The 13925-nt window shown below is 39.9% G+C and carries 10 protein-coding genes and 2 pseudogenes; 7 read left to right on the top strand and 5 right to left on the bottom strand.

The features are described 5' to 3' along the window. Nucleotides 1-108: 108 nt before the first annotated feature. On the top strand, nucleotides 109-810 hold the full coding sequence (locus tag HT717_RS08170) for an ABC transporter ATP-binding protein (RefSeq protein ID WP_061759297.1): 702 nt from the start codon (nucleotides 109-111) through the stop codon (nucleotides 808-810). A 1-nt stretch (nucleotide 811) separates the two neighbouring features. After that, complete coding sequence (locus tag HT717_RS08175; RefSeq protein WP_173304948.1) at nucleotides 812-3520, top strand: FtsX-like permease family protein; 2709 nt, start codon at nucleotides 812-814, stop codon at nucleotides 3518-3520. 197 nt (nucleotides 3521-3717) lie between these two features. Here HT717_RS08175 and HT717_RS08180 read toward each other — a convergent pair whose 3' ends face one another. Next, nucleotides 3718-4581, bottom strand: a complete 864-nt coding sequence (locus tag HT717_RS08180; protein WP_173304949.1) for a helix-turn-helix transcriptional regulator — start codon at nucleotides 4579-4581, stop codon at nucleotides 3718-3720. Between the two features lie 191 nt (nucleotides 4582-4772). Between HT717_RS08180 and HT717_RS10070 the strand changes: the two are divergent. The 4 genes and pseudogenes from HT717_RS10070 to HT717_RS09970 form a co-directional block, all read left to right on the top strand. Beyond that, a pseudogene (locus tag HT717_RS10070) lies at nucleotides 4773-4943 on the top strand (PhrA family quorum-sensing system peptide). A gap of 449 nt (nucleotides 4944-5392) precedes the next feature. Then, complete coding sequence (locus tag HT717_RS08185) at nucleotides 5393-7408, top strand: DUF1430 domain-containing protein (RefSeq protein ID WP_173304951.1); 2016 nt, start codon at nucleotides 5393-5395, stop codon at nucleotides 7406-7408. A gap of 1 nt (nucleotide 7409) precedes the next feature. Continuing rightward, nucleotides 7410-8042: an ABC transporter ATP-binding protein gene (locus HT717_RS08190; RefSeq protein WP_173304953.1), complete on the top strand. Its 633-nt coding sequence runs from the start codon at nucleotides 7410-7412 to the stop codon at nucleotides 8040-8042. Nucleotides 8043-8181: 139 nt separating this feature from the next. After that, nucleotides 8182-8340, top strand: a pseudogene (locus HT717_RS09970) (competence protein ComA); the annotation flags it as partial. A 180-nt stretch (nucleotides 8341-8520) separates the two neighbouring features. Here HT717_RS09970 and tpx read toward each other — a convergent pair. The 4 genes from tpx to HT717_RS08215 form a co-directional block, all read right to left on the bottom strand. Next, nucleotides 8521-9012, bottom strand: coding sequence for a thiol peroxidase (tpx, locus tag HT717_RS08200; protein WP_000256026.1), 492 nt, complete (start codon nucleotides 9010-9012; stop codon nucleotides 8521-8523). Between the two features lie 236 nt (nucleotides 9013-9248). Continuing rightward, a complete protein-coding gene (gene psaA / locus HT717_RS08205; RefSeq protein ID WP_033682181.1) occupies nucleotides 9249-10178 on the bottom strand; it encodes a metal ABC transporter substrate-binding lipoprotein/adhesin PsaA in 930 nt (309 codons plus the stop codon). Nucleotides 10179-10209: 31 nt separating this feature from the next. After that, a complete protein-coding gene (locus tag HT717_RS08210) occupies nucleotides 10210-11058 on the bottom strand; it encodes a metal ABC transporter permease (RefSeq protein ID WP_173304955.1) in 849 nt (282 codons plus the stop codon). Continuing rightward, complete coding sequence (locus HT717_RS08215) at nucleotides 11055-11777, bottom strand: metal ABC transporter ATP-binding protein (protein WP_173304957.1); 723 nt, start codon at nucleotides 11775-11777, stop codon at nucleotides 11055-11057. The genes HT717_RS08210 and HT717_RS08215 overlap by 4 nt, the downstream gene beginning before the upstream one ends. A gap of 177 nt (nucleotides 11778-11954) precedes the next feature. On the opposite strand from HT717_RS08215, the gene pepO reads away from it, so the two are divergent. Beyond that, nucleotides 11955-13847 carry an endopeptidase PepO gene (gene pepO / locus HT717_RS08220; protein WP_173304959.1) on the top strand — a complete coding sequence of 631 codons (1893 nt, stop codon included), beginning with the start codon at nucleotides 11955-11957 and terminating at the stop codon, nucleotides 13845-13847. Nucleotides 13848-13925: the final 78 nt, after the last annotated feature.

A 13925-nucleotide genomic window follows, 5' to 3' on the forward strand; every position in this document is an offset into this window, starting at 1 on the left:
CAAATATTATAGAGCCTTAATTTCTAGGCTTTTTGTTTTTGTTCCCAGTTTTCAACGACTTGAAAAAGCGATATAATGATATTAAATATGAAAGAAAGAGAAAATGATATGGCTTATATTGAGATGAAACACTGTTACAAGCGTTATCAGGTTGGGGACACGGAGATTGTGGCCAATCGTGATGTGAATTTTGAAATTGAAAAGGGTGAATTGGTTATTATTCTAGGTGCGTCTGGTGCAGGCAAGTCAACGGTTCTTAACCTTCTTGGGGGAATGGATACCAATGATGAAGGGGAGATTTGGATTGATGGTGTCAATATTGCCGACTACAATTCCCACCAGAGAACTAATTACCGTAGAAATGATGTCGGTTTTGTTTTTCAGTTTTATAATCTAGTGTCCAATCTGACAGCTAAGGAAAATGTGGAATTGGCCTCAGAAATTGTGACAGATGCCTTGGATCCTGAGCAGGTCTTGACAGATGTAAGCCTGGCTCATCGTCTCAATAACTTTCCAGCCCAGCTTTCTGGAGGGGAGCAACAGCGAGTCTCCATTGCACGTGCAGTAGCCAAAAATCCTAAAATTCTCCTTTGTGATGAACCGACTGGAGCCTTGGACTATCAGACAGGCAAGCAAGTCTTGAAGATTCTCCAAGACATGTCTCGTCAAAAGGGAGCGACGGTAATCATCGTGACTCACAATGGAGCTTTGGCGCCCATTGCTGATCGCGTGATTCATATGCACGATGCTAGTGTCAAGGATGTGGTGTTCAACCAGAAACCTCAGGATATTGATACATTGGAGTACTAGCATGATCAAGCGAAAAAACTATTGGAAGGACTTGATTCAGTCCTTCACAGGCTCCAAGGGGCGTTTTTTATCCATCTTGACCTTGATGATGTTGGGGTCTCTAGCTCTAGTAGGTCTCAAAGTAACCAGCCCTAATATGGAGGCGACAGCTAATGCTTATTTAACAACTGCTCAAACCCTGGATTTGTCAGTTATGTCTAACTATGGTTTGGATCAAGCAGATCAAGAAGAACTAGAACAGATAGAGGGCGCAGAGGTTGAGTTTGGCTATTTGACAGATGTGACTATGGATAATGGGGAGGATGCCATTCGACTGTACTCCAGACCAGAGCGAATTTCAACCTTTCAGCTAAGAGAGGGGCGACTTCCTCAGACAGGACAGGAAATTGCTTTGGCCAGTCATTTGCAGGGCCAATATCGTGTGGGACAGGAGATTAGCTTTAAAGAAAAAGAAGATAGTCATTCCTCTTTAAAAGATCACACCTATACCATTACTGGTTTTGTGGATTCAGCTGAAATCCTCTCTCAGCGAGATATGGGCTACGCAGGAAGTGGAAGTGGGACTCTGACAGCCTATGGGGTTATTTTACCTAGTCAGTTTAATCAGAAAGTCTACAATATAGCTCGTTTGAAATATCAAGATTTGTCAGGATTAAATTCTTTTTCAGCAGCTTATGAAGAAAAATCTAAACAGCATCAGGAAGACCTAGAACAAGCTTTGTCAGATAATGGCAAGGCACGTCTGCAACTCTTGAAAAAAGAAGGACAAGAGTCTCTAGACAAGGGCCAAGAGACCCTTGATAAGGCTGAGGATAATTTGCAGGAAGGCAAGCGTCGTTTAGCAACTGCTAGAGCTCGTTTACAAGCTCAGGAAAGTCAACTAGCCTTGCTTCCTCAAGTTCAGAGAGAGCAGGCCAGTGCTCAACTTACCCAAGCCAAGCAGGAATTGGGCAAGGAAGAGGATAGACTAAAGCAAGCTGAACAAAATTTAGCCCAAGAAAAGGAAAAATTAGAAAAACATCAGCAAGTTTTGGATGATTTGGCGGAGCCAAGGTATCAGGTCTATAATCGTCAGACCCTGCCAGGTGGTCAGGGCTATCTCATGTATAGTAATGCTTCAGCCAGTATTCGAGCAGTGGGAAATATCTTTCCTGTAGTGCTTTATACCGTAGCGGCCATGGTGACCTTTACAACCATGACTCGCTTTGTGGATGAAGAGCGAACACATGCTGGAATTTTTAAGGCCTTGGGCTATCGCAGTAAGGATATTATTGCTAAATTTCTCCTCTATGGTCTAGTAGCTGGGACTGTCGGAACAGCTCTAGGTAGTATACTTGGCCATTATTTACTAGCCAGTGTGATTTCAAGTGTCATTACAAAAGGCATGGTGGTGGGAGAAACCCAGATTCAGTTCTATTGGACCTATAGCTTACTGGCTCTTGCTTTGAGTTGGTTGGCGAGTGTGTTACCAGCCTACTTGGTAGCTCGTAGGGAACTTCATGACGAAGCTGCCCAGCTTTTACTGCCTAAACCTCCTGTTAAAGGAGCTAAAATCTTACTAGAGCGCATCGGTTTTATTTGGCATCGTCTCAGTTTTACTCATAAGGTAACAGCTCGCAATATCTTCCGTTATAAGCAGCGGATGTTGATGACGATCTTTGGTGTGGCAGGTTCTGTAGCCCTTCTCTTTGCAGGTTTGGGAATCCAATCCTCTGTAGCAGGAGTTCCGTCTAGACAGTTTCAACAAATCCAACAGTATCAGATGATTGTCTCTGAAAACCCTAGTGGGACCAATCAAGACAAGGCAGAGTTGGAAGAAGTGTTGAAAGGGCAGGATATCCAAGCTTATCAGAAAATCTATTCTAAAACGCTAGACAAGGATTTCAAAGGTAAGGCTGGTCTTCAGACCATTACCCTTATGAGGACAGAGAAGGAAGATTTGACTCCCTTTATTCATCTGCAAAATCATCAGCAGGAGCTGACATTAAAAGATGGTGTCGTTATTACAGCTAAACTTGCCCAGCTGGCAGGTGTCAAGGTTGGACAGACTCTAGAAATTGAAGGTAAGGAACTAACGGTCGCTGCTATTACTGAGAACTACGTTGGCCACTTTATTTATATGAGTCAGGCTAGCTATGAGCAAATTTACGGACAGCTACCCCAAGCCAACACTTATCTGGTCTCGTTAAGAGATACCAGTGCTACTAGTATCGAAAGACAGGCTGGCTTACTTATGAATCAATCTGCGGTGTCCAGCGTTGTCCAGAATGCTTCAGCCATTCGGCTCTTTGACTCCGTCGCTAGTTCACTCAATCAGACCATGACCATCTTGGTCATCGTTTCGGTTCTGTTGGCTATTGTTATCCTCTACAATCTGACCAATATAAACGTAGCTGAAAGAATCCGTGAACTCTCCACTATCAAGGTTCTCGGTTTTCATAATAATGAAGTCACCCTCTATATTTACCGTGAGACGATTGTGCTGTCTCTTGTGGGAATCGTACTTGGTTTGGTAGCTGGTTTCTATTTACACCAATTTTTGATTCAAATGATTTCGCCTGCGACTATTCTCTTTTATCCGCAGGTAGGTTGGGAAGTCTATGTAATCCCAGTGGTAGCAGTAAGCACCATTTTAACCTTGCTTGGTTTCCTTGTTAATCGCCATCTGAGAAAGGTTGATATGCTTGAAGCCTTGAAATCTGTAGAGTAATTTAGTTGTTTTTATCAGATCGAACTTGAATTTACTCGTAAATCATGACCACCCGCATAGCGGGTGGTTTTTTTGTCTCGCACCTAACGGAGCGAGACGGACTAATAGTCACATAATTATAAGGCTGATAGTATTAATTTCACTATCAGCCTTACAGGTTATTTAACGTTTCAGAAAAACTATAATGTCAAGATTAACTAAACAGTATCTAATTCCTTCAAATAATTTTCTATCTTCATCAACATTAAAGGATTGTTATAAATCTTACATAATTCTCTTGCTTCTATATAATAATTTTTGACTTGTTCTTTGTCTAGAAATTTGGCTCCAGCATTTCCTACAAGAATAAGTAGAGAAGCCAGTTGGTAGCTTGTCTGTCTTTGTTTACAGAGTTCAATCGTCTCAAGAGCTTCTTGGATGGCTTCGTTATATTTTTCCTTTGACACTAGGTAGTGAGCGTAGTTGTAACGAACTCTGATGTAGCCAAATAAAAACTCTTGATGCTCAAAATTTTTTGTCTGATATAACTTCATCAAATGAGAGTAGTTTGCTTCATAATCTTCTTCACGACCCACTAAGGAATAGAAATTAGATAGAGTATTCAATGCCTTTAAATAAATCAGAGTATTTGAGGAGACTTTTAATAATATATTTTCCAATGAAGAAATTGCCTCACACTTACTGTCATATTGATAGAAGTCAATAATAGCTTTAATCCATTCAAGGTAAGTTCGGTCTTCTAGTGTTAGAAAAGTACTTCGTTCAATCTCTATTCTATAAATATATTCCAAATTGTCATAATTTCTGTCATCTAATAGTCGAGCAGATAATTGCTTGAAATTAGAGAGATTAGATTTAATTTCAATTTGTTCATTAAAAAAATAATCTAATGGCACTTCAAGTCGTTGTGAGAGTTTGAACAAAAGGTCTGCGGAGGGAATGAAATGCCCTCTCTCAATTTTACTAATCTGGCTTTGTTCACAAATTCCTTCTGCAAGAGTTTGTTGGGAGAGTCTCAACTCTTTTCTTTTCAATCTGAATTTCTCTGCGAGTGTATTCATTAAAGATAATAATCCTTCCTATTTGCTTAATTTCATTATAAAATTTTTAGTTCAAAATATCAAGTTAAAGAAATAAATAATTCTATATGGTAATAAAAAATAAAAAAATTAAAAAAATACATAAAAACGCTTGGCTAAATAAAATATATCTGTTAAAATAAAAACAAGGAAACAGAAAGGGGTTTCATTGCATGAGAAAAAAACGTGGAATTAAAAAATTAGTTACATTTGCATTACTAGGTGTTTTTATGTTTAGTAATACAATTCCTTAACAACAATTCATTCAGAAGAATAAGCAATTGGAGATTCGAGTGCAATCACAAAAGAAGTCCAATGGTCTTGATGTTGGGAAGGCTGATTGATTTCGTATTACTTTAAAATTCAACTATTTAGAGAAAGGTATTCTTATGAGAGCTTGTAACAATACCAGATAGATATAAGAATGGAGATGTTTGATAAAATGCTTTCATAGCTAACCAGCTGTTGAAAATTATGAGTTACAAAATCTAAAGTATTTAAGATTAGTTTATAAAATTAGGTCTCTGCCTGTAGAAAGGAACGTGCAGTTAGAAAGGAGGAAAAAATAGGATACTATAATTCAGACTGAGATTTCTAATTAAAATATGTAGTTGCATTTCGCTCATTTTCATAATATTTCATTTAGAGGAGTAATAATATGTTAAAATTTAGATTTGATGCGGGATGGTAAAGAATAATTGAAGAAGATTCTTTTATCAATAGTTTAGTAAGCTTGTTAGTTTATAGAGGACAGGGGTATTTCTGCCCTCTATTTTAGAATAAGGAATGCACTATGAAAAAATTATTTATACTCATATCCAACCTGCTTGCTAGTTTGTTCTTTGTTTGGGTATTTACCATTTGGACTGATACATATGTCTCCCATTATTACCCCAACGTTGTTGTACGTGATTCTTCCCCTGAAACAACTTTTCAGCATGTTGCTACACGCTTGGAAAAACTAGCAGAAGAAACGGATAGCTTTATTGCGATTCAACACCAGGATCCTAACTTAGAAGGTACTCCAGTGTTTTCTTATACGACCTTTGGGAACGGAAAGTTGCCTGATGGGCTACAGGAAAAAAATCTAGAAGATGCTCAAAGTAGTGGTGTTGAAACAAACTATTTTGTATTCGATGGAAACCTAGATATTCACTTGCTAAGAGAGGAGCTAAGTCAACTTGGCTTGACTAACATGCACCTGATAATTCCATCTAAACTATCTACGTTAATGGCTATCTTTAGTAACGGATTTCAGTTAATCGGTTTATTGATTTTCATCTTAACCTTTGGAGCACTGACTTTAATTAGTCAAATTAGCCAATTACGGTCGTCGGGCATTCGCCTCATTTCAGGAGAGAAACGGTGGTCCATTTTCCTTAGACCAGTTGGTGAGGATTTGAAAGGGATAGCTGTTGGTTTCAGTTTAGCTGGCGTGCTCGCCATTCTTATGCAAAAAATTCTGTCGCTTCCAACGCAATTCCTAATGACCATAGGAGAAGGCTTGCTCAGTTATAATCTCATCTTGTTGTCGATCTCCCTGTTTTTCGCTCAACTCTTCGCAGTTGGGATAAAAAAGATACACCTGATGCAGATTATAAAAGGGCAAGTGCCTGTCAGAGGAATCATTAGTTTGATTTTAATCGGTCAACTATTAGCGATTATTATTGTAACGCTGGGAATAGGGAGTAGCTTAAAGTATTCCCAAGCTTGGCAACAGTATCGGATTGGACAAGAGGCTTGGAGCCAGGAAAGGCAACTGATTACCCTATCAATCAGCCGTGAAGGAACGAGTCCTGGTTTTGATGAACAAGCTCAAAGGAAACTCAGAACTTGGTATCAATTGATGGATCTGGCTGTTTCAGAACAAAAGGCTTTCTTATCTAGACACCAGTTAATTGACCGTACTTTGCAAAATGGCATGGCTTCCTCCAAAAACTTGATAACCTCTACAGAATGGCACGATTACAACCCGAATGGCAATGTCCTTATCGTCACACCGCAATACTTGGAGCGTCAAAACATTCCTGTAGATACAACTATTGAGCAAAAGATGAATCACCTTGATGTAGGGGAGTTTGTCTTATTGCTGCCTGAACACCTCCGTTCAGAGGAAGAACATTATAAATCTGTTTTTGAAGACGACTTAACCAGTCGCATATCTAGTAAAGATGAACGACAGCAAATGACTGCTACGGTAGGTTATTTGGAATCAGGTCATGATCGTTTTGTGTATAATACGACCCCTATTTCTTACCAGCAGTTTTTGAAAGATCCAATCATCATTGTTATAACACCCCAATCAACTGGTCCACAGTCCATTGTGTTTTGGGTAGACGCAGTACAGAACTACGTTCTCTTTAATCAATTGTCTGATGCCCAGGAGCTTATCCAGAGACAAGGCATTGAAAATTGGGTCTCAGAAATGCAAACAGGTTACCACAACTACATCACATTATCGGATAATATCCAGAGGGAACGTTGGGTAATGCTAGCAGGAGCTGTGCTTGGGATTGCAACTTCAATCTTGTTGTTTAACACTATGAATAGGCTCTACTTTGAAGAATTTAGACGTGCTATTTTTATCAAACGCATTGCAGGTCTCAGGTTCTTAGAAATCCATCGCACTTATCTCTTTGCTCAACTGTGTGTGTTTTTACTGGGGTTTGTTGCGAGTGTATTTCTTATGGTAGAGATAGGAGTTGCTTTCTTAGTCTTGTTACTCTTCACTGGTCTATCTCTTTTACAGTTACATGTCCAAATGCAGAAAGAAAACAAGATGTCCATGCTTGTTTTGAAGGGAGGTTAATATGATTGAACTTAAACGGGTGAGTAAATCTTTTGGAGAACGAGAGTTATTTTCGAATCTTTCAATAACATTTGAGGCTGGAAAAGTCTATGCCTTAATTGGTTCAAGTGGTAGCGGAAAAACAACCTTGATGAACATGATTGGGAAATTAGAATCTTATGATGGCACGATTTTTTACCGAGGTAAAGACTTGGCCAATTATAAATCGAGTGATTTTTTCCGTCACGAATTGGGCTACCTCTTCCAGAACTTTGGCTTAATTGAAAACCAAAGTATTGAAGAAAACCTTAAGCTAGGTCTCATTGGTCAAAAGTTGAGTCGGTCGGAACAGCGGTTGAGGCAGAAGCAGGCTTTAGAACAGGTCGGCCTGGCTTATCTTGACCTAGATAAGCGCATCTTTGAGTTATCGGGCGGAGAATCGCAACGGGTTGCCTTGGCAAAAGTTATCTTAAAGAATCCACCCCTTATTCTGGCAGATGAGCCAACAGCTTCAATAGACCCAGCAACCTCTCAGTTGATTATGGAGATTTTGCTATCTCTTCGAGATGATAATAGGCTAATCATTATCGCAACACATAATCCGGCAATTTGGGAGATGGCTGATGAAGTGTTCACGATGGATTGTCTGAAATAAAAATCCTTGTTTTTAATTGCACGATGAGTTACTGAAATATTATCATGAATCAATAATTGGAGTTAATTTAGAATTGTACTTTATTAATATTGAGGTAACTTTTTCTTGATAAAGGAAGAAATAGTGGAGAGGAAGTTAGATTGAAAAATTCGACAATTATATTATTGAGAAGCCTTGCGATTCTAATTCAGATAAACTGTAAAAAATCTTAATAATTGAAAGTTTGGTAGATGATATTTTGCAATTTTCTATCAGAATCAATAATAGTGTAGGAGAGATTTTCCTCCTACAACTGTTTCAAAAGAAATATTTACCCATTGGGAGAAGATGTTGCAGTGGATAATGTGTTACTCACTGAAAAATATAATTTTCAACTAAAAGATTTTGAAGGATTCATTTCAAAATAAACAATAATTAAAGAATAAGAAAAATCCTCCGTTTCAAAGAGTAGGGAACTCTTTGTGACAGAGGATTTTTTCTATAGGGCTTTAGCAGCTGCAATTGCGGCTTCGAAGTTTGGTTCAGAGTTGATATTATCCACGTATTCAACATAGCGAATCGTATTGTCAGTATCGAGGACAAAGACTGCGCGTGCCAATAGATGCCACTCATTGATTAAGAGGGCATAATCACGTCCAAAGGAATGGTCGAAATAGTCTGAGAGCATGATGGCATTTTCAATACCTTCAGCACCGCACCAACGTTTTTGGGCAAAAGGGAGGTCCATGGAAACAGTCAAGACAACTGTATTATCCAGTCCAGCCAATTCTTCATTAAAACGACGCGTTTGAGTTGAACAGATACCTGTATCGATAGAAGGCACGACACTCAAGACTTTTTTCTTGCCATCAAAATCAGCTAGAGATTTTTTAGAAAGGTCTGTTGTAGTGAGAGAAAAATCAAGTGCCTTGTCGCCGACTTGTAGTTGTTTACCTGTAAAGCTTACAGGATTTCCGAGAAAAGTTACCATAGGATACTCCAATCTTTTTTCTTCCATTTTAGCTGAAACGGTTAGAATTTTCCAATGATTTGACCGGAAATATGGGTATAGAAAAAACGCCAGCTCATGTGAGAATGACGTTTTTCAGAGGCTTATACTCAATGAAAATCAAAGAGCAAACTAGGAAGCTAGCCGCAGGTTGCTCAAAGCACAGCTTTGAGGTTGCAGATAAAGCTGATGTGGTTTGAAGAGATTTTCGAAGAGTATTATTTTGCCAATCCTTCAGCAATCTTGTCAAGGTTGTATTTCATCATGTTGTAGTAGCTGTCGCCTTCTTTACCTTGTTCTGCGATAGAGTCAGTAAAGATTTGTGCGTAGATTGGGATGTTTGTGTCTTGTGAAACAGTCTTCATTGGACGGTCATCCACACTTGATTCTACAAAGAGTGAAGGAGTTTTTGTTTGGCGAAGTTTTTCAACCAAGGTCTTGATTTGGTCAGGAGTTCCTTCTTCTTCAGTGTTGATTTCCCAGATGTAGGCACTTGGGACACCGTAGGCTTTAGAGAAGTATTTGAAGCATCCTTCGCTGGTTACGATCAATTTCTTCTCAGCAGGGATGTTGTTAAATTTCTCTTTAGCTTCCTTGTCAAGTTTGTCTAGCTTATCAGTATATTCTTTGAGATTTTTTTCGTAGAATTCCTTGTTGCTAGGGTCTTTAGCGCTCAATTGTTTTGCGATATTTTTAGCAAAGATCATACCGTTTTCAAGGTTGAGCCAAGCGTGTGGGTCTTCTTTGCCTTTTTCGTTTTGACCTTCAAGGTAGATAACATCAACGCCTTCGCTGACTGCAAAGTAGTCTTTGTTTTCAGTTTTCTTGGCATTTTCTACCAATTTTGTAAACCAAGCATTGCCACCAGTTTCAAGGTTGATACCGTTGTAGAAAATCAAATCAGCTTGAGAAGTTTTCTTGACGTCTTCAGGTAGTGGTTCGTATTCGTGTGGGTCTTGACCAACAGGAACGATACTGTGAAGATCAATCTTGTCACCAGCAATATTTTTAGTAATATCAGCGATGATTGAGTTTGTGGCAACAACTTTTAGTTTTTGACCAGAAGCTGCATCTTTTTTTCCACTAGCACATGCTACGAGAACAATGGCGGAAAGAAAAAGAACCAACAATGTACCTAATTTTTTCATTAGATCCTCCAATTTATTGGGGCTTTACCCCTTATTTTAACAAATGTTTATTTTTCAGTTTCAAATATCGTTGTTTTGGAGCGATAAAGAAGCTAATGAGAAAGAAACTAGCGGCTGTAAGCACGATACTAGAACCTGCCGCAACGTTAAAGCTATAACCGATAAAGAGTCCCAAAACTGAAGCTGTAGCTCCAAAGGTTGAGGAAAGGAAAATCATGCTTTTCAGGCTATTAGCATAAAGATAAGCAGTTGCAGCTGGGGTAATCAGCATGGCTACAATCAGGATAGTTCCGACACTTTGCATGGCTGTCACAGACACGAGAGTCAGGAGTACCATGAGAAGGTAGTGATAGAAATTGACAGGCATTCCCATGGCTTTGGCCAAGAGTTCATCAAAGGAAGTTATCAAGAGTTGCTTGAAGAAAATCCAGATTAACAAGAGAATGACTGCCCCAACACCGATAGTAATAAACATATCCGTATCTTGGACGGCTAGGATATTACCAAAAAGGATATGGAAAAGGTCAGTTGAACTTTTAGCGACACTAATCAAGATGATACCGAGGGCTAAGAAAGAAGAAAAGGTAATGCCGATGGCGGTATCGCTTTTGATAATCGAGTTTCCCTTGATGTAGGTAATGATGATAGCAGCTAGCAATCCAAAGACAATGGCTCCGATAAAGAAGTCAAGGCCCAAGATGAAGGAGAGGGCTACACCTGGCAAGACAGCATGTGAAATGGCATCTCCCATGAGTGACATCCCGCGTAGGATGATGAAACATCCTACAGCTCCAGCTACGACCCCGACGACAATGGCTGTTATCAAGGCATTTTGTAAGAAATGGAATTTTTGTAATCCATCGATAAATTCTGCAATCATAGGTCACCTCCATTGAAAAAGAGTCGATTACCGTAAGCTTCTTTGAGATTGGTTTCGGTAAAGGTTTCTTTGGTCGGACCAAAGGCGATCACTTCTCGATTGACAAGTAAGACTTGATCGAAGTAGTGGGGAACCTTGCTGAGGTCATGGTGGACGATGAGAACCGTCTTCCCAGCTTTTTTCAGATCTCTCAGCGTATTCATGATGATTTCCTCACTGACAGAGTCAATCCCAACAAAGGGTTCATCCAAGAGGATATAGTCGGCTTCCTGCACCAAACATCTGGCAATCAAGACCCGCTGGAATTGACCTCCAGACAGTTGACTGATTTGCCGTTCAGCATAGTCAGCTAGACCGACGATTTCAAGGGCTTCTTGCACTTTCTTCCAATGTTTAGCCTTTAAACTGTGAAAGAGAGGGATAGAGGGAAAGAGTCCTAACGAGACACATTCCTTGACCTTGATGGGAAAGTTGTAGTCGATATTGATTTTTTGTTCGACATAGGCAATTCGGTGTAAGGATTTTTTAACTTCCTTGTCATCGAGAAATGCCTGACCTTGATGTGGGATAATTCCCAGCATACCTTTTAATAATGTTGATTTCCCAGCACCGTTTGGACCAATGATTCCGGTAATTGTTGGTCCTTGGAGCACTAGTGAAATATCCTTAAGTGCCAACGTTTCTTTGTAGGAGACACTAAGGTTTTCGATACGTATCATAAACTTGTATTCCTCCTGCCTCTTAATATACATTAAAAAAAAAATTAAGTCAAGTTAATTTTTAAAAAAATTAAAATAATAACTGAAAAATGATGGAAAAGGAAAGTTCATTTTTAATTGCATTCCAAGGTAATTTTTGTTAAGCTAAAAACAAGTACAAATGAAAGCGAGAACACGATGACACGTTATCAAGATGATTTTTATGATGCAATCAATGGAGAATGGCAGAAGACAGCTGAAATCCCAGTAGATAAGTCTCAAACGGGAGGTTTTGTTGATTTAGATCAGGAAATTGAAGACCTGATGCTGGCGACAACAGACAAGTGGTTGGCAGGAGAAGAGGTGCCTGAGGATACTATCTTGGCAAACTTTGTCAAATACCACCGCCTAGTTCGCGATTTTGACAAGAGAGAAGCTGACGGTATCAAACCTGTCTTACCACTCCTTAAAGTATTCCAAGAATTAGAGACTTTTGCGGATTTTACAGCTAGACTAGCAGAGTTTGAACTTGCAGGAAAACCGAACTTCCTTCCTTTTGGTGTATCGCCAGACTTTATGGATGCTAGAATCAATGTTCTATGGGCTAGTGCTCCAAGCACAATTCTGCCAGATACGACCTACTATGCTGAAGACCATCCTCAGCGCGAAGAGCTCTTGACTCTTTGGAAAGAAACTAGCGCAAAACTTCTCAAGGCTTATGATTTCTCTGATGCAGAAATTGAAGACTTGCTAGAGAAAAGACTAGAATTGGATCGCCGAATTGCGGCAGTGGTGCTCTCTAATGAAGAAAGTTCAGAATATGCTAAACTCTACCATCCATATGCATATGAAGATTTCAAGAAATTTGCGCCTGCCCTACCTCTGGATGACTTCTTCCAAGCCGTTCTTGGACAAGTACCAGACAAGGTTATCGTAGACGAGGAACGTTTCTGGCAAGCAGCAGACCAATTCTATAGTGAAGAGGCATGGCCTCTCCTCAAGGCAAACTTAATTTTAAGTGTTGTGAATCTCTCAACCAGCTATTTAACAGAAGAAATCCGTGTCCTATCTGGTGCCTATAGCCGTGCGCTTTCTGGAGTTCCAGAAGCCAAAGATAAGGTCAAGGCAGCCTACCAGCTAGCACAAGGTCCTTTCAAACAAGCCTTGGGTCTCTGGTATGCCCATGAAAAATTCTCTCCAGAAGCCAAGGCAGACGTGGAGAAAAAAGTGGCAACTATGATTGATGTCTATAAGGAACGTTTGGCTAAAAATGACTGGCTAACTCCTGAAACTCGTGACAAAGCCATCGTCAAACTCAATGTCATCAAGCCTTATATTGGTTACCCAGAAGAATTACCAGAACGTTACAAGGATAAGGTGGTGGATGAGACTGCTAGTCTTTTTGACAATGCTCTAGCCTTTGCGCGTGTGGAAATCAAACACAGTTGGAGCAAGTGGAACCAACCTGTTGACTACAAGGAATGGGGCATGCCTGCTCATATGGTCAATGCTTACTACAATCCACAGAAGAATCTAATTGTCTTCCCAGCTGCTATTTTACAGGCACCTTTCTATGACTTGCACCAGTCATCTTCTGCTAATTACGGTGGGATTGGTGCAGTTATTGCTCATGAAATTTCCCACGCCTTTGATACCAACGGAGCATCCTTTGATGAAAATGGTAGCCTCAAGGATTGGTGGACAGAGAGCGACTATGCTGCCTTCAAGGAGAAAACACAAAAAGTCATTGACCAGTTTGATGGACAAGATTCTTATGGAGCAACCATTAACGGTAAATTGACTGTGTCAGAAAACGTGGCTGACTTGGGAGGAATCGCTGCAGCGCTTGAAGCAGCTAAGCGAGAACCAGACTTCTCAGCAGAAGAGTTCTTCTACAACTTTGGTCGCATCTGGCGCATGAAAGGTCGTCCAGAATTTATGAAACTTTTGGCTAGCGTCGATGTGCACGCGCCAGCCAAACTCCGTGTCAATGTACAAGTACCAAACTTCGATGATTTCTTTACAACCTATGATGTCAAAGAAGGCGACGGTATGTGGCGTTCACCAGAAGAGCGCGTGATTATTTGGTAATGCAAAAAATCTAGTCATCAGAAAAAAGGCATCCAATCAGGTGTGAAAACCTTGATAGGGTGCCTTTTGTAATAGAAA

The organism is Streptococcus sp. 959 (genome assembly GCF_013277075.1).
GTDB lineage: Bacteria > Bacillota > Bacilli > Lactobacillales > Streptococcaceae > Streptococcus > Streptococcus pseudopneumoniae_C.